We start from the raw sequence: 14,403 nt of genomic DNA, 5'->3' as shown, positions 1-14,403 counted from the left end.
TTCAGGAGCGGTGGGGGGGGTGTTCACGCCCACATTGTTTATCGGGGCTGCACTCGGAACGCTGGCTGGCCATGTGGCCCAAACTTTTCTGCCGGAAACTTCGTTGACTGCTTTTACCCTGGTGGGCATGAGCGCGTTTCTGGCTGCCGTGACTCACGCTCCGTTGACGGCGGTGATGATGGTCAGCGAAATGACGTCCGGTTACGGGCTTGTCCCTGCGCTGCTGGTGGCGAGTCTGGCCGGTCATTACGTTTCTTCCGTCCTGCACCCGCCCTCCATTTACGCGCGCTCGATTCCGACGGACCACCCCACCCAAAGTCCACCCACCATTTCTTTCTGAAGCCAGCAGGGGGAGTTTCGACCACCACAGGACCTGTCCGAAAATTCCAGACTGGCGCCAGAAACAGGAAAATCGAACATTTTCACTTCGCGCCGACAACACTGCTCACACCCTCTTGGCAAACCAGCAAAAGTCAGATAGAATTGCGCTTCTCTACAACATCGATCAAAAGATGTTGACCTTTCGAGGTGTCTGTCCCCATCGTCTAGAGGCCTAGGACATCGCCCTTTCACGGCGGTAACCGGGGTTCGAATCCCCGTGGGGACGCCAGCAAAACCCCAATCGAGACGGTATCTAATCTCGCCTGTACGGGTCTCCGGGTCCAGAATGACGGACGCCACCACCCCATGGATGAAGTCTTGAACCCGGCTCTGATCTGATGCTTCAAGGTTTTCGGATACCGCTTGAGCAGGTTCCGCACATCCTTCTCGGTCACGCGACTGAGGAATTTTTGAGCCTTTTCTTCTTCAGCTAGAGTTTCCATGCCAGCCTTATCCATGGCCTGGAGTGTGGGGCAATGATTATCGGATAATAGGATGTTCTGCGATGTACTGACGCAGGGCAGCATTCACGCGGGTCTGCCAGCCCTTTCCGGTGGCCTTGAAGGCTTCCAAAAGATCGGCATCCAGACGAATCGCGGTGAAGACCTTGGTTTCGTCTGCCTTTGGGCGACCGCGTGGGCGTTTCATGGCGACCAGCGCGGTATAGGTTTCAGGCGCAAATGCTTCGCTGGCGGGTTTGGCTTGTGAAAACCATTCGGCCTCAAGTTCACGAGCATCAGAGTCAGACGCAATACCCGCATCGATGGCCACGGTCTCATCGAGCGTGGGGATGATCGTCCCAGATTTAAGTTTCGGCATACTGCCTACGCGTGTCCTCGCGAACCACGGCAGTTTCCCATTCAAAGCCGTCTGCTTCGACCAACAACAAACCATGTCTGTCGAGGTTGCTTTCGTTTTTGGCTGGGTCAAATTCATAGCTCATCCCCTTTATTGTATAAACAAGAAATGGCCGTGTCAAATATAACCTACATATTCGGGGTATCCGATTTTCGTGATTGATATTGGCTCAAAGTTCACCTGCCTCAACAAGTTGGATGAGTGTTGATATATCGGCCCCGTAGTTTTTCTCCGGATGTGTTGATGGTGTTGTTTTTTTCATCGTCCCAACCCCCATAAACCCAACTATCGGTCCCTCAAAATCCATGACGAATGCCTTGGTGTTGGAAGCCGGCTGGCGCTCCTTCCACTCGAACTTTGGCCTGGAATTCTTGTGTTTGTGGGCGCCTTCAGAGAACAGTATCTTGGCCCGCAGCGCCTCAAAGCTGTAACCCCGACCCAGGCGGTTCATCACCCGGATCAGACTGTTCAGGCTCTCGGTATAGGCGTTGGTGATGGGGTGGTCGAAATAGCCCAGAATCCACGGGTTCCAGTTATCCCAGGCATGCACCAGATCGAAGAAGGCCGGCGCTACCTCCGGCGTCAGACCCCGCTTCCAGGCGATGTAGCGGCCCTGGGCTTCGTCCTGGGACTTGGCCTCGTAGATACCAAAGAAGTCCTCCTTGAGCCGGTACGCAATGCCCAACTCGTCGTAGTTCCTGGTCCAGCCGGACAGGTGCAGTGCTTCCTTGTCGGAAAGCTCCTGCTCGCGCTTCAGCAGCACCCATCGGTCATGGGTCAGGCCGCGCTTTTGCTTGGGCGTCAGTCGTTCCCGCAGGCCCTTCCTGACCCTTTCCATGGCTTCGTTGGCCATCCGCAGCACATGAAACTTGTCGATGATGACCTGGGCCTGGGGGATCACGAACTGGCAGGCATCCCGGCAGGGCTGCCACATGTCCATGGCCACGTACTGAATGCGATCCCGCCCGTCCAATCTGGACAGGTAACGGACCACGGTGTCCTTGTTCCGGTTGGGTAGCAGCTCGACAATCGTGTTGTCCTGAATGTTGGCAATCACCCCGCGCGGCTTGATGAGGTGGATTTCGTCAATGCCCATCCACTTCGGAGTCTCAAAGCGGATGGTTTTTTCCAGTTCATTCACATAGTCGCTGAAGACGGATCTGACGGTAAATTCAGTGCAGCCCACTTCCTCGGCAATGCTGGCGAAGGTGCGCTTGATAGACTGCTTGCCCATCCAGCCGGTAAGGCGCTTGGTCATCAGGCGCTTCTCGTCGACCTCTGGCAAGGTCTCGTAGAAGGTCTTGGTGCAGGCCCGGCAGCGGTAGCGGCGGGTATCGATATAGAGCCCCACGCGCTTGCCGTGCATGGGCAGATCTCGCACCATCTGTTCTCGGCGGCCGAAACCCACCAGGTTGTCGGAACGGCAGTGGGGGCATAGCGCTGGAATGGTGACCGTCTCGGCGCTGACATGGTAATCATGGTCGTTCTCTTCGAACGCCGTAATATTGTAGGCCGGAAGGTTAAGGATATTGGTGGGCATTAGCGGCCGAAGTCGTGGCCTCTGGAACGAATGAGGTGGCTTGGGATCGCGGCATTGGCCCAAGCCGGGAGCCGATTGGAAAGGTGCTTCACCCGGCCATGCTCGATGGAGAACAACAGCCGTCGCTTCTTGCCGGTGTTGTCAAGCACGAACACCCGGTCCGCCAGGTCGATAGCAACAGCAAGATGGTCCAGGCTACGCTGGTAGCGGCGGGCCACGTCGCTGGGCGGCACGGCATGCCCTCCACCATCGATGCGCTCCAGGATACGGGTTTGGCAAAGCTCCAGGCTCCTGACGCTGATGAAGATCAGGTTGACCTTGTAGCCCGCGTCTGCGGCACGTTTCATCAACGTCAACTCCCTGTTGCCGGCGAGGGTGGTGTCGATGGCGAAGTTCTCGCCTGCCGCCAGCAGTCGGTCTGCCTCACGGACAGCCGCTTTGCCAGCCTGAATAGGGCTCAGGCCGTGGCTGGCGGCGATGGAATCGGGAGAAACGACTGGGATGCGCGGTGCCAGCCAACGATCCGCAACCGTCGTCTTGCCGGCGCCGTTTGGACCAGCAACGACCCAAAACTGAGGCATTAGAGTTGCCGGATGACAGTGACCTTGCCTTCGGCGCTGACGGCGATAAGCTGCCTGTGGCCGTCCGGGTATTCCTTGATCAATCCCTCCGGGTAGCGATCATCACCGTAGTAGATGGGGCGGCCGGCGGCCAAGTGTTCCTTAGCCGCTTGGCCGTCGTCGTTGGCAAGGGCAGCCTCGAACTCGGGGGAGTCAAGGAAGGATTCGGTGGCGGTGCGGGCTGCTGTAGGCATATCACGGCCTCCTGCCGGTTTATCTGATAAATCACAAAACACGGAATCAGTATACTGAAACAAGACCCAGGTCGTCAATCACATAACACGGTTTAACAGACATTAACATCGGGGTCGAAAAGAGAAAAATCAATCACGAAAATCGGATACCCCGGTAGGTCATACGTGATGTCTAACTCAGTTAACCTGGATATTTTCTTTCCAATTCAGACAGATGTTTTAGCAACTCTGGCAGCGCCGTTTGCACGGTGTCCCACACCACATCGAAGCCGCAGGCATCGGTAGCAGCCTGCTGCATATGGTCCAGGTAGTCGGTCAGGCGATTTTCGCTCATACCGGTCGCGCCTCCGCGTGCACCTTGGTCCGGAACTGAGCCATATCAGGACGCTGCAATAAGGGAATGATGAAGGCTTGCTTCGAAAAGAGTACAATCTGCGACATGAACAGGTTTTCTATTACCGAAATTCTTGGGCTTCCAATACAGGAACGTATCCGTCTCGTTGAACTCATTTGGGACAGCGTTGCAGCGGTTCCTGAAGCCGTGGAAGTTTCTCCGGCATTAAAGGCTGAGCTCGAAGCACGCTTGAAGGAATTTGAGGAGAACCCGGAAGCGGGTTATTCCTGGGACCAAGTCAAGTCACGACTTAAAGATGGTTCATGGCTTTCCGCCTGAAATTTTCTCGGCGCGCGTTGCGCGAAACTGGCGAGGCTCAAGAGTGGTACGAATTGCAAACCCCCGAACTCGGTGAGGAATTCATTGCGGCGGTGGAATTACAGTTAAAACGGCTTGAGCAGGCACCGCTACTTTACGCTGAGGTAATTCCCGGTGTTCGCCGAGCCCTCCTTCCCCGGTTTCCTTATGGTCTGTTTTATGCGGTGCGGGGTGATCTCGTGCACATTTTAGCTGTGTTGCACGATGCTCGCAATCCGAACCGTTGGCCTCAAAGCCGAAGAGGTTGAAGCCACGTTCGCCGCTCAGCGTGCTGCCGTGGCGAAGCAGGCGTGAGAGTCGTTTGGACGCCTGAAGCGCTGCAGGATCGCGCTCACGTTTGAAGTTGGGTGCGCTCAACCCGGGATAATGGGCAGACCCGCATCGATGCAGGCTCATGGCGGAAAGAGCCGTAACCTCCTATAATGGCGTCGTGAATCTACATCATATTTTTGGGTATCTCGGCTCATGAACGCAGCACTTCTCGCTCAACTCGATGCTTTGGGGCAGCGGGCCCGCCAGGCCGCCCGGCTCGGTGCACGCGCCAGCACGGCGGCAAAAAATCAGGCGCTGCGCGCGGCGGCCCGGATTCTGCGCCGGGATCAGGAAAAACTCCTGCAAGCCAATGCGCAGGACGTGGCCAATGCCCGGGCTCATGGGCAGGATGCAGCCTTCATCGAGCGCCTCACCCTGACCGTCAAATCCATCGAAGCCATGGCCATCGGCCTGGAACAGATTGCGGATCTGCCTGATCCGGTGGGTGCGATCAACGGGTTGACCCGCCGTCCCTCGGGCATCGAGGTGGGGCAAATGCGGGTCCCGCTCGGCGTCATCGCCATCATTTACGAGTCCCGTCCCAATGTCACCGCCGATGCCGCCGGTCTCTGCCTCAAGGCGGGCAATGCCTGTCTCCTGCGCGGCGGTTCCGAAGCACACCATTCCAACCAGACCATTGCCCGCGCCCTGCATGAAGGACTGGAGTCTGCCCAGCTCCCCGCCGACCTGATCCAGGTCTTGCCCATGACCGACCGTGCCGCCGTGGACATTCTGGTCACCCTGACCCAGTGGGTGGATGTGGTCGTCCCGCGGGGCGGAAAAGGACTGATCGAGCGCATTTCAGCCCTGGCCCGGGTGCCGGTCCTGAAACACCTGCATGGCGTCTGCCACACTTATGTCGATGCCGACGCGGACATTCCCATGGCCCTGCGCGTGGCGGACAATGCCAAGACCCAACGCTATGGCACCTGCAACACCATGGAAACCCTTCTGGTGCACCAGGCCATCGCCCCGTCCCTCCTGCCCCCCCTCGCCGCCCTGTATCTGGCCAAAGGCGTGGAACTGCGGGGCGACGAAACGACCTGCGCGCTGATTCCCCAGGCCCTTCCCGCCACCGAGGAAGACTGGTCCACCGAGTACCTGGCCCCGATCCTGTCCATTCGGGTCGTGCCCGACCTGGACGCCGCCCTCGACCATATTGCCCGCTACGGTTCCCAGCATACCGATGCCATTCTCACCAACCATTGGGAACATGCCCAACGTTTCCTGCGCGAAGTGGATTCCAGTTCCGTCATGGTCAACGCCTCCACCCGCTTTGCCGATGGCTTTGAATACGGATTGGGGGCGGAAATCGGCATTTCCACGGACAAACTGCATGCACGCGGCCCCGTTGGCCTGGAAGGATTGACCAGCCAGAAATATATCGTGCTGGGGCACGGGGAAATCCGCACCGGATGAAATCCATGATTGGTGTACTGGGCGGGACCTTCGACCCGATCCATGATGGGCACCTGGCCATGGCCCGATTCGCCCGCGCCCAACTGGATCTGTCCAAGGTCCTGCTGATCCCGGCCGGGTTTCCCTGGCAACGGCAACCGCGCGCTTCCGCCGAAGACCGTCTGCACATGGCCGAGTTGGCCGTGGTCCAGCAACCCTTCATCGAGGTGGATGCGCGGGAAGTCCGCCGTCCTACCCCGACGTACACCCTGGACACGCTCGAGGAACTGCACGCATCCTATGGCAGCGACCAACCCTTTTGCCTGATTCTGGGCAGCGATGCCTTCCTCAACCTCCCCACCTGGAAGGAATGGACGCGGGTGCTCGAACTGGCCCATGTGGTCGTGCTGTGCCGCCCGGGGTTCGACCTGCCCGTCGAACACCTCAGCCCCGCTCTGCGCGAAGCCTGGGATGCGCGGCAGGGCAGTGTGGCAGAACTCCAGAACTCGCCGGGCGGACGGATGATTCGCCTTGAAATGCCTCCCGTCCCCATTTCCTCGACCCAGATCCGCCACGCCCTGGCCCACTCCCTTTCCTCGCTGGAGGGTTTGTTGCCCCCGCCTGTATTGAATTACATCGAAACCCACCACTTATACCGCCCCCGCTCATGAACGCATCCCTGTCTCCCTCCGTCCCCGCGGGTTCCCCGGAACCCGTTTCCTCGCCCGCCGTTTCAGGTTCCCTGCTGCCCACCGTACTCAACGCTCTCGAAGACATCAAGGCGAAGAATATCGAAGTGCTGGATGTTCGTGCGCTGACCAGTCTGTTCGACACCCTGGTCATCGCGAGCGCCGATTCCACCCGCCAGACCCGCGCGCTGGCACACCATGTGGCCGACGAAGTGCGTGACGCCGGAGCAAGGGTTCTGGGCATGGAAGGCCTGCGAAGCGGCGAATGGATCCTGGTGGATCTGGGCAACATCATCGTCCATCTCATGCAACCTACCGTTCGTGATTTCTATGACCTGTCTTCCCTGTGGAAAGGCCCCCTCAGGCCGGCATCGCCCCAGGTCGGGGACCCCGCTCCTTGAAATTGCGCCTGCTCACCCTGGGCCAGCGCATGCCCGCCTGGGTCACCGATGCTTCCCGGACCTACCAGGCACGCATGCCCCGGGAATTCCCCCTGGAGGTGGTGGAACTAAAGGCCGCCCCCCGCCAGGACGGGCGCACGCGCACCCAACTGCTGGCCCGGGAGGCAGACGATCTTCTGGCCGCCCTGGGCAATACCCCCTTCCATGCACTGGATGAACGGGGCGCCCTCTGGACCACCCTGGAACTGGCCGGGAAACTGGAGCAAGCCCAGCAGGCCGGGGACTCGCTGGCCTTTGTGATCGGCAGTGCCGACGGCCTTCATCCCCGCATTTTTGAGCACTCGCGCGCGCCGCTGGCGCTCTCGCGCATGACCTTGCCCCATGGTCTGGCGCGCGTATTGATGGTGGAACAACTCTACCGTGCCGTCATGATCCTGAAAGGTCACCCTTATCATCGAGACAGTTGAGGAAGACATCCGTGAACAATCAGATCCTGGTCAACATCACTCCTCAGGAAACCCGCGTGGCCATCATGGAACTGGGCGTTCCCCAGGAAATTCACGTCGAACGGTCCTCGGCGCGGGGTATCGTGGGCAACATCTACTGGGGACGGGTGGCCCGAATCCTGCCGGGCATGCAATCGGCCTTCGTCAACCTGGGACTGGAACGGGCGGCTTTCCTCCACGTCGGCGACATCTGGACCCCGCGGCATGTGGACAACCCCCCGTGCCCCATCGAAAAGACCCTTTCAGAAGGTCAAACCCTCCTGGTTCAGGTCATCAAGGACCCCATCGGCACCAAGGGCGCCCGTCTCTCCACCCAGATCAGCATCGCGGGCCGTTATCTGGTCTATCTCCCCCAGGAAAATCATATCGGCGTCTCGCAACGGATCGAAAGTGAAGATGAACGGCAAATCCTGCGCGAACGCCTTCAGAACCTGATTCCCAGCTGCACCCAGGGCGGATTCATCGTCCGAACCGTGGCCGAATCCACCTCCGACAAGGAACTCCGACATGACCTGGAGTACCTGACCCAACTCTGGACCGAATTGCAGTCAGCCTGTCGTCAGGCCACGGCCCCCTACCTTCTGTATCAGGACCTCAGCCTGGGACAGCGGGTCATCCGCGACTTCGTCATGGAGGATACCGACCGGATCATGGTGGATTCCCGGGAGAATCACGCCAAACTGGTGGAGTTTGCCCAACATTACTGTCCGCAGGCACTTCCCTTCCTGGAGCATTACAGCGGAGCCCGCCCGCTCTTCGACCTGTTCGGCGTCGAAGAGGAAATCGAAAAGGCCCTGTCACGTCGGGTCGACCTGAAATCAGGCGGCTACCTGATCATCGACCAGACCGAAGCCATGACCACCATCGACATCAATACCGGCGGTTTCGTGGGGCACCGCAACTTCGATGAAACCGTTTTCAAGACCAACCTCGAGGCAGCCCATGCCGTTGCGCGTCAACTGCGCCTGCGCAATCTGGGGGGCATCATCATCGTCGATTTCATCGACATGGATACGGAAGAACACCGGCAGGCCATTCTCGAGGAATTTCGCAAGGCATTGGCACGGGACCGTACCCGCATCACGGTCAACGGGTTTACTTCCCTGGGCCTGATCGAACTGACCCGCAAGCGCACGCGCGAAAGCCTGGCCCATGTGCTGTGCGAACCCTGCCCCTGTTGCAGGGGCAGCGCCCAACTCAAGACCCCGCAGACCGTGTGTTATGAAATCCTGCGCGAGATCGTGCGCGTTGCCCGCCAATACGACGCACGGGAGTTTCGCATCATCGCCCACCCGCTGGTCACCGACCTCTTTCTGGACGAGGAATCCCAGACGCTGGCCAATGTCAGCGACTTCATCGGAAAACCCATCACCCTGCAGACCTCGAACGATCCCAACCAGGAACAGTACGACGTCATCTTCACATGAGACGCTGCACCAGCATTTCCAGCCCCCCCACCCCGACCGTCAGGGAAAACTGAAAGAAAAGCATCAGGATGACGGGGCTCAGGTCGATGCTCCCCAGGGGACGGATGAAGCGCCGCAACACCCCCAGAAAAGGGCGAACCAACCCCTCCACGGCCCCCAGCAACGGGCTGTAGGGATTGATCCAGCTCAGCACGGCCAGCAAAAACACGGCGGCCATCCAGACATACAGGATCTGGCGCACCACCTCCACCAGCGCCAGCGCCATGCCCCAGGGCAGCAAATGCCACTGCCCCCCTTCCGATCCCAGCACTTGCAGACTCAGGTGGGAGAGGACCACGACCAGGTCGAGGAACCAGGCCCAGAACAGAGCGGAGCGGTCCCGCCCCGGCAGGGCAGCCAGGACCGGACGAATCCAGTGCAAGGCAAACTCCGTCGAGGTCACCGCCAGTTTCATGAGCGGATTGGGACGCTTCGCCCCCCCTCCTTCCAGCAGATAGCGCAATACGGCCATGCTGGCAAAAAAAGTACCCGCCAGATCCACCAGCGACCTGCCCCAATCGATCATCAAACCGCACCCTCCAGTTCCCGCGAACGCTGGGCCGCCGCCTGCACGGCCTGTTTCATCACCTGCGCCCAGGCGCCCTCCTCGAGCACCCGCAGCGCTGCCGCCGTGGTTCCCCCCGGAGAGGTGACGCGCTGACGCAACCGGGCTGGCGCATCCTTTTCAGAACACGCCAGAAGCGCTGCACCCCGTACCATTTCCAGCACCAGGGCATTTCCCATTTCTGCCGGAAGGTCCAGATCGAGCGCTGCCTGTTGCAGGATCTCCATCAAATAAAATACATAGGCCGGACCGCTGCCGGACAAGGCCGTGACCGCATCCATCTGGGATTCCCGGGTCAACCAGTGCACGCTCCCGACGGCATGCATCATGGCCTGGACCCGCGCCCGATCCTCTTCGGAAACCCCGGGAAGCGCAAAGAGTCCGGTCACCCCGGCCTGGATCAACGCAGGGGTGTTGGGCATGGCACGCACCAGGTTGGCATGCCCCTTCAGTCCGGCAGAAAGGCGCGACGTGGTCCAGCCCGCCACGATACTGACCAGAAGGGTCACGGCAGGCAGCGCGGGGAAACCGCCCAGAAGTTCGGTCATCTGCTGGGGCTTGACGGCCAGAACCACCGTGCTGGCCCCCCCCAGGTCCGCCGGCACGGTGGCATACACCCGGATCCCCCAGCGGGCACTCAACTGCGCGGCAGTCTGCTCATTCACTTCGACCACGGCGATATCGGAAAGCGCCTGACCATGGGCCACCAGCCCCCCGATCAGCGCCGCCGCCATGTTGCCCCCGCCCACAAACAGAATACTCATTTCAATTCTCCCGCCGTCCGAACAAAATCGTTCCCAGTCGCAATAGTGTAGCGCCTTCTTCCAGTGCCAGCGGATAATCTCCCGACATCCCCATGGACAGGGTATCCAGGACATGGCCCGCCGCGCGCAGGGATTCCAGTTGCTGGCGCAGCGCCGCAAAGTGATGGCGGGTAGCCGCTTCGTCCCCCCGCAGGGGAGCCGGAGGCGCCGTCAGGCCACGCAGGGTCACCCCCGGCATCTGCACCACCGCCTCGACCAGATCCGGAAGCTGGGCCGGACTGACCCCTCCCTTGCCGGCTTCCCCGCTCACGTTGACCTGCAGGCAAATGGGCAGGGGAGGCCGACCGTCTCCCGTCCGGACCTCGGACAGGCGCCGGGCCTGACCCTCCTCTGTCACGCCATGAACCCAGTGGAAGTGTGACGCGATGAGCCGGGTTTTATTGCGCTGGATGCGCCCGATGAAATGCCACTCGAGGTCGGCGCGTCCCACCTGCGCCTGCTTCCCGAGGGCTTCCTGGACATAACTTTCACCGAACAGACGAACCCCTGCCTCGGCGGCGGCACAAATCTGGGCCGCCCCCTGCCCCTTGCTCACCGCGATCACCCGGATTTCCCGGTGCCGCCGGAAGGGAACGAGGTACGCCTGGATCTGCTGCCAACTTGAGACATCGAACATTACAAACCATTTAGGGTATCATCACAGGTTGAGATTTTAACCTTTATCGCGGAGAATGGTTATGGCAGGTTTGACTCCAGACACTCCCTGGCCCACGGAAATCACCCTCCAGCAGGCCACGCGCGTTCTTGACATCACCTTCAGTGACGGCCGCCAGTATCACTTTCCCATCGAGTTTCTCCGGGTGTATTCTCCCTCGGCCGAAGTCCGGGGGCATGGCCCCGGCCAGGAGACCCTGCAGACCGGGAAACGCCAGGTGGGCATCCAGGAAATCATCCCGGTCGGACAATACGCCATCCAGTTGCACTTTACCGACGGGCACAATACCGGCATCTACTCCTGGGACTACCTCCTCGATCTGGGCATCAACCAGGAGGAATACTGGGCCGACTACCTCAACCGGATGGAAGCGGCCGGCGCCAGCCGCGATGCCCACTGACGATCATGACAGACACCCACTTCGGTTTCCAATCCGTCGCAGAAGATGAAAAGGCCGGCAAGGTCGCTGCGGTTTTCGACTCGGTGGCTTCCCGCTACGACGTGATGAACGACCTCATGTCGGTCGGCATGCACCGCCTCTGGAAGAAGTTCACCCTGCAGGTATCCGGCGTCCGTTCCGGGCAACGCGTCCTCGACCTGGCTTCGGGCAGCGGGGATCTGGCCCGGGGTTTTGCAAAAAAAACCGGCCGGGAAGGACTGGTCGTGATGACCGACATCAATCCTGCCATGCTCAGCCGGGGACGGGACCGGGCCATCGACCAGGGATTCCTGCTTCCCACCCTGCAATGCGATGCCGAACGGTTACCCTTCCCCACCGCTTACTTCGATTGCGTCAGCGTGGCCTTCGGGCTACGCAACATGACCCACAAGGAGCGGGCCCTGGAAGAAATGTACCGGGTCCTGAAACCGGGCGGTTGTGCCCTGATCCTGGAATTCTCCCGGGTCTGGGAACCGCTCAAGCCCCTCTACGACCTCTATTCTTTTCAGGTGATTCCCAGAATTGGCCGATGGATCGCCAACGACGAGGCAAGTTACCAGTACCTGGCCGAATCCATCCGCATGCATCCCGACCAGGAAACCCTGGGCGCCCTGATGACCCAGGCGCGCTTCGAAAACGTCGAATGGTTCAACCTGAGTGCCGGCGTGGTGGCCCTGCACCGAGGCTACAAATGGGGATGAGAGACCCGGCCCGGATCGTATCGCGCGGACTTCATGCCCTGCTGGATACAGCGCCCTGGGCGCTGGAACGGCTTCGTCCCTTTGCCGGACAGACGCTCGTCCTGAACGTGGGCACCTGGACCCTGTTTTTTACCATCGATGAGCGCGGTTCCCTGGTGCTGAACCGGGAACGCCCGCCCGTGCCCGCCCTGACCCTCGACCTGTCGCCCTCTGCGCTGCCGCTGCTGCTCCTGCGCCCCGCAGAGGCGCTCCACCACCTGCATCTTTCCGGGAACAGCGCCCTGGCCACCGAGATCGGGTTTCTGGCCCGACATTTCCGCCCGGATCTGGAGGAATTGCTGAGCCGGGCGGTGGGCGACCGGAGCGCCCATCGCCTGGGCCTTCTTCTGAGACAGGGTGGCGCCTGGGCGCGGGAAACGCTGTCCCGTTCCCGGTGCATGCTCCAGGAATACGCCACGGAAGAAATCCACCTGCTCCCCAGTCAGGCCCAGGCCCGACATTTCGCCCGGCAAGTCCACCAACTGGATGAAGACCTCGGACGCCTGGAACAACGCCTGGGCAGACTACGCTGATGCGGATCTGGCGGGTTGTCTTCATCTTTTACGTCGTCCTGCGCTACGGTCTGGACGAACTGGTGCTGGCCCATGACCGCCTGGGCCCCCTGCGCCGCCTCAGCCGCTCCCTGCTGTTCTGGCGCCGTTTCAGCACGCCCCGCGCCCTGCGCCTGCGCCTGGCCCTGGAGCGCCTGGGGCCCATTTTCGTCAAATTCGGCCAGGCCCTCTCCACCCGGCGGGATCTGATTCCGACCGACATCGCCGACGAATTGGCCCGCCTCCAGGATCAGGTGCCGCCCTTTCCCGGAGAGGACGCCATCCGGATCCTGGAAAAAACCTATGGGCGTCCGCTGGCCCAGGTCTTTGCCGAATTCGATGTCACGCCCATCGCCAGTGCCTCCGTGGCCCAGGTCCATTTTGCCGTTCTCAAGGACGGCAAAAAAGCGGCGGTCAAGATTCTGCGCCCCGAGGTGGATCGCATCATCCAGCGCGATGTCGCCCTCATGCTCACCCTGGCCCGGCTGCTCGAATACGGGTTCAAGGAAGCCCGGCGTCTGCGCCCGGTAGAGGTGGTGGCCGAATTTCGCAAGCACCTGTCCGACGAACTGGACCTGATGGTGGAGGCCTCCAACGCCAGCCAGTTGCGGCGTAATTTTTCTGACCGGCGTCTGCTCATCATCCCCGAGGTCTACTGGGATTACTGCGATACCCGGGTGATGGTCATGGAACGCATGTCCGGCATGCCCATCAGCCAGGTGGACCGGCTCCGTGCCCAGGGCGTGGACATTCCCAAACTGGCGCGGGACGGCGTGGAGATCTTCTTCACCCAGGTGTTCCGGGATGGGTTTTTTCATGCCGACATGCATCCGGGCAATATCCAGGTGGCCGAGGACGGACGTTACATCGGCCTGGATTTTGGCATCATCGGCACCCTGACCGCCGAGGATAAAAACTATCTGGCACAGAATTTTCTGGCGTTCTTTCAACGCGATTATCAACGGGTGGCCGAGGCCCACATCGAAGCCGGATGGGTACCTGCCCAGACCCGCGCCAACGAGTTCGAATCGGCCATTCGCTCGGTCTGCGAACCCATTTTCGACAAACCCCTGCGCGAAATCTCCTTCGGCAAGGTGCTGCTGCGCCTCTTTCAGGTTTCCCGCCGCTTCCAGATGGAAATCCAGCCCCAACTGGTCCTGCTGCAAAAAACCCTGCTGAATGTGGAGGGACTGGGACGGGACCTCGACCCCGAACTGGACCTGTGGAAAACCGCCAAACCTTTCCTGGAACGCTGGATGAGCGAACAGGTGGGCTGGCGTGGGCTGATCAAGGCCGTCAAACGGGAAGGCGGACAGTGGGTCACCCTGGTTCCCCAACTCCCCCGTCTGGTCCATCGCGCCCTCGAGGAAAGTGTCCAGCAAAACGCCCTGACCGGCGAAGTGGCGCGGTTGCGTCAGCAACATCGCCAGACCCAGCGCTGGATGATCTTCCTGATGACGGGCATGGGCATCCTGTTTGGCATTTTGCTGGCGCTGGCCTGGATGATCTGGATGGATGGTCCAGCCAATTAGCGCCCCCTTAATCTTCTCAA

20 protein-coding genes and 1 tRNA gene are annotated in these 14,403 nt (G+C 60.4%); 13 read left to right on the top strand and 8 right to left on the bottom strand.

Annotated features, from left to right (window positions below):
* Together M6F29_RS05250 and M6F29_RS05245 are read left to right on the top strand one after the other, a co-directional pair.
* Nucleotides 1-340, top strand: a 340-nt coding sequence (locus M6F29_RS05250) for a chloride channel protein (RefSeq protein ID WP_298157817.1), incomplete at its 5' end; no start/stop codon positions are given.
* 194 nt (nt 341-534) lie between these two features.
* A tRNA-Glu gene (locus M6F29_RS05245) sits at nt 535-610 on the top strand.
* A 251-nt stretch (nt 611-861) separates the two neighbouring features.
* Here M6F29_RS05245 and M6F29_RS05240 read toward each other — a convergent pair.
* From M6F29_RS05240 to M6F29_RS05220, 5 genes are all read right to left on the bottom strand, one after another.
* The gene (locus M6F29_RS05240; RefSeq protein ID WP_366525945.1) at nt 862-1,200 is read right to left on the bottom strand and encodes a BrnA antitoxin family protein; all 339 of its coding nucleotides are present in this window, start codon (nt 1,198-1,200) and stop codon (nt 862-864) included.
* A gap of 208 nt (nt 1,201-1,408) precedes the next feature.
* The gene (locus M6F29_RS05235) at nt 1,409-2,779 is read right to left on the bottom strand and encodes an ISL3 family transposase (protein WP_298157815.1); all 1,371 of its coding nucleotides are present in this window, start codon (nt 2,777-2,779) and stop codon (nt 1,409-1,411) included.
* Nucleotides 2,779-3,360, bottom strand: coding sequence for an ATPase (locus M6F29_RS05230; RefSeq protein ID WP_298157814.1), 582 nt, complete (start codon nt 3,358-3,360; stop codon nt 2,779-2,781). Before M6F29_RS05230 ends, M6F29_RS05235 begins: the two co-directional genes overlap by 1 nt.
* Nucleotides 3,360-3,593, bottom strand: a complete 234-nt coding sequence (locus tag M6F29_RS05225; RefSeq protein WP_298157813.1) for a hypothetical protein — start codon at nt 3,591-3,593, stop codon at nt 3,360-3,362. The genes M6F29_RS05230 and M6F29_RS05225 overlap by 1 nt, the downstream gene beginning before the upstream one ends.
* 181 nt (nt 3,594-3,774) lie before the next feature.
* Nucleotides 3,775-3,927: a hypothetical protein gene (locus M6F29_RS05220; protein ID WP_298157812.1), complete on the bottom strand. Its 153-nt coding sequence runs from the start codon at nt 3,925-3,927 to the stop codon at nt 3,775-3,777.
* A gap of 105 nt (nt 3,928-4,032) precedes the next feature.
* On the opposite strand from M6F29_RS05220, the gene M6F29_RS05215 reads away from it, so the two are divergent.
* From M6F29_RS05215 to rng, 7 genes are all read left to right on the top strand, one after another.
* Nucleotides 4,033-4,266, top strand: a complete 234-nt coding sequence (locus tag M6F29_RS05215) for an addiction module protein (protein WP_297455518.1) — start codon at nt 4,033-4,035, stop codon at nt 4,264-4,266.
* Nucleotides 4,251-4,553, top strand: coding sequence for a type II toxin-antitoxin system RelE/ParE family toxin (locus M6F29_RS05210; protein WP_298157811.1), 303 nt, complete (start codon nt 4,251-4,253; stop codon nt 4,551-4,553). The genes M6F29_RS05215 and M6F29_RS05210 overlap by 16 nt, the downstream gene beginning before the upstream one ends.
* A gap of 217 nt (nt 4,554-4,770) precedes the next feature.
* Entirely contained in the window at nt 4,771-6,036 is a 1,266-nt protein-coding gene (locus M6F29_RS05205) for a glutamate-5-semialdehyde dehydrogenase (RefSeq protein ID WP_298157810.1), read from the top strand.
* The gene (gene nadD / locus M6F29_RS05200; RefSeq protein ID WP_298157809.1) at nt 6,033-6,686 is read left to right on the top strand and encodes a nicotinate-nucleotide adenylyltransferase; all 654 of its coding nucleotides are present in this window, start codon (nt 6,033-6,035) and stop codon (nt 6,684-6,686) included. The genes M6F29_RS05205 and nadD overlap by 4 nt, the downstream gene beginning before the upstream one ends.
* Nucleotides 6,683-7,105, top strand: a complete 423-nt coding sequence (rsfS, locus tag M6F29_RS05195; RefSeq protein ID WP_298157808.1) for a ribosome silencing factor — start codon at nt 6,683-6,685, stop codon at nt 7,103-7,105. Before nadD ends, rsfS begins: the two co-directional genes overlap by 4 nt.
* Nucleotides 7,102-7,572: a 23S rRNA (pseudouridine(1915)-N(3))-methyltransferase RlmH gene (gene rlmH / locus M6F29_RS05190; RefSeq protein ID WP_297477393.1), complete on the top strand. Its 471-nt coding sequence runs from the start codon at nt 7,102-7,104 to the stop codon at nt 7,570-7,572. The genes rsfS and rlmH overlap by 4 nt, the downstream gene beginning before the upstream one ends.
* Before the next feature lie 11 nt (nt 7,573-7,583).
* Nucleotides 7,584-9,038, top strand: coding sequence for a ribonuclease G (rng, locus tag M6F29_RS05185; RefSeq protein ID WP_297455353.1), 1,455 nt, complete (start codon nt 7,584-7,586; stop codon nt 9,036-9,038).
* Here rng and M6F29_RS05180 read toward each other — a convergent pair.
* From M6F29_RS05180 to M6F29_RS05170, 3 genes are read right to left on the bottom strand one after another with little or no spacing between them, the layout of a single operon-like run.
* On the bottom strand, nt 9,031-9,603 hold the full coding sequence (locus tag M6F29_RS05180; RefSeq protein WP_298157807.1) for a YggT family protein: 573 nt from the start codon (nt 9,601-9,603) through the stop codon (nt 9,031-9,033). The genes rng and M6F29_RS05180 overlap by 8 nt on opposite strands.
* On the bottom strand, nt 9,603-10,406 hold the full coding sequence (proC, locus tag M6F29_RS05175; RefSeq protein WP_298157806.1) for a pyrroline-5-carboxylate reductase: 804 nt from the start codon (nt 10,404-10,406) through the stop codon (nt 9,603-9,605). Before proC ends, M6F29_RS05180 begins: the two co-directional genes overlap by 1 nt.
* Before the next feature lies 1 nt (nt 10,407).
* The gene (locus tag M6F29_RS05170) at nt 10,408-11,082 is read right to left on the bottom strand and encodes a YggS family pyridoxal phosphate-dependent enzyme (RefSeq protein ID WP_298157805.1); all 675 of its coding nucleotides are present in this window, start codon (nt 11,080-11,082) and stop codon (nt 10,408-10,410) included.
* Between the two features lie 61 nt (nt 11,083-11,143).
* Between M6F29_RS05170 and M6F29_RS05165 the strand changes: the two genes are divergently transcribed.
* Genes M6F29_RS05165 through ubiB form a run of 4 tightly spaced genes read left to right on the top strand, consistent with a single transcriptional unit; the run spans nt 11,144 to nt 14,383 of the window.
* The gene (locus M6F29_RS05165; protein ID WP_298157804.1) at nt 11,144-11,521 is read left to right on the top strand and encodes a gamma-butyrobetaine hydroxylase family protein; all 378 of its coding nucleotides are present in this window, start codon (nt 11,144-11,146) and stop codon (nt 11,519-11,521) included.
* Nucleotides 11,522-11,526: 5 nt separating this feature from the next.
* Nucleotides 11,527-12,261, top strand: coding sequence for a bifunctional demethylmenaquinone methyltransferase/2-methoxy-6-polyprenyl-1,4-benzoquinol methylase UbiE (gene ubiE, locus M6F29_RS05160; protein ID WP_298157803.1), 735 nt, complete (start codon nt 11,527-11,529; stop codon nt 12,259-12,261).
* Nucleotides 12,252-12,833, top strand: coding sequence for a ubiquinone biosynthesis accessory factor UbiJ (locus M6F29_RS05155; RefSeq protein ID WP_297477382.1), 582 nt, complete (start codon nt 12,252-12,254; stop codon nt 12,831-12,833). The genes ubiE and M6F29_RS05155 overlap by 10 nt, the downstream gene beginning before the upstream one ends.
* On the top strand, nt 12,833-14,383 hold the full coding sequence (gene ubiB / locus M6F29_RS05150; protein WP_298157802.1) for a ubiquinone biosynthesis regulatory protein kinase UbiB: 1,551 nt from the start codon (nt 12,833-12,835) through the stop codon (nt 14,381-14,383). The genes M6F29_RS05155 and ubiB overlap by 1 nt, the downstream gene beginning before the upstream one ends.
* Nucleotides 14,384-14,403 lie beyond the last annotated feature (20 nt).

It is taken from the genome of Ferrovum sp. (genome assembly GCF_027317285.1).
In the GTDB taxonomy this organism is placed as follows: Bacteria; Pseudomonadota; Gammaproteobacteria; order Burkholderiales; family Ferrovaceae; genus Ferrovum.
Note: the sequence above shows the minus strand (reverse complement) of the source record. Positions and strands in the feature narration are given on the sequence as shown.

Excerpts from the sequence above, each read along its gene's own strand:
- M6F29_RS05240 (WP_366525945.1), bottom strand. The coding sequence starts at position 1,200 with ATGCCGAAACTTAAATCTGGGACGATCATCCCCACGCTCGATGAGACC.
- M6F29_RS05235 (WP_298157815.1), bottom strand. The coding sequence starts at position 2,779 with ATGCCCACCAATATCCTTAACCTTCCGGCCTACAATATTACGGCGTTC.
- M6F29_RS05230 (WP_298157814.1), bottom strand. The coding sequence starts at position 3,360 with ATGCCTCAGTTTTGGGTCGTTGCTGGTCCAAACGGCGCCGGCAAGACG.
- M6F29_RS05225 (WP_298157813.1), bottom strand. The coding sequence starts at position 3,593 with ATGCCTACAGCAGCCCGCACCGCCACCGAATCCTTCCTTGACTCCCCC.
- M6F29_RS05220 (WP_298157812.1), bottom strand. The coding sequence starts at position 3,927 with ATGAGCGAAAATCGCCTGACCGACTACCTGGACCATATGCAGCAGGCT.
- M6F29_RS05215 (WP_297455518.1), top strand. The coding sequence starts at position 4,033 with ATGAACAGGTTTTCTATTACCGAAATTCTTGGGCTTCCAATACAGGAA.
- M6F29_RS05210 (WP_298157811.1), top strand. The coding sequence starts at position 4,251 with ATGGCTTTCCGCCTGAAATTTTCTCGGCGCGCGTTGCGCGAAACTGGC.
- M6F29_RS05205 (WP_298157810.1), top strand. The coding sequence starts at position 4,771 with ATGAACGCAGCACTTCTCGCTCAACTCGATGCTTTGGGGCAGCGGGCC.
- nadD (WP_298157809.1), top strand. The coding sequence starts at position 6,033 with ATGAAATCCATGATTGGTGTACTGGGCGGGACCTTCGACCCGATCCAT.
- rsfS (WP_298157808.1), top strand. The coding sequence starts at position 6,683 with ATGAACGCATCCCTGTCTCCCTCCGTCCCCGCGGGTTCCCCGGAACCC.
- M6F29_RS05180 (WP_298157807.1), bottom strand. The coding sequence starts at position 9,603 with ATGATCGATTGGGGCAGGTCGCTGGTGGATCTGGCGGGTACTTTTTTT.
- proC (WP_298157806.1), bottom strand. The coding sequence starts at position 10,406 with ATGAGTATTCTGTTTGTGGGCGGGGGCAACATGGCGGCGGCGCTGATC.
- M6F29_RS05170 (WP_298157805.1), bottom strand. The coding sequence starts at position 11,082 with ATGTTCGATGTCTCAAGTTGGCAGCAGATCCAGGCGTACCTCGTTCCC.
- M6F29_RS05165 (WP_298157804.1), top strand. The coding sequence starts at position 11,144 with ATGGCAGGTTTGACTCCAGACACTCCCTGGCCCACGGAAATCACCCTC.
- ubiE (WP_298157803.1), top strand. The coding sequence starts at position 11,527 with ATGACAGACACCCACTTCGGTTTCCAATCCGTCGCAGAAGATGAAAAG.
- M6F29_RS05155 (WP_297477382.1), top strand. The coding sequence starts at position 12,252 with ATGGGGATGAGAGACCCGGCCCGGATCGTATCGCGCGGACTTCATGCC.
- ubiB (WP_298157802.1), top strand. The coding sequence starts at position 12,833 with ATGCGGATCTGGCGGGTTGTCTTCATCTTTTACGTCGTCCTGCGCTAC.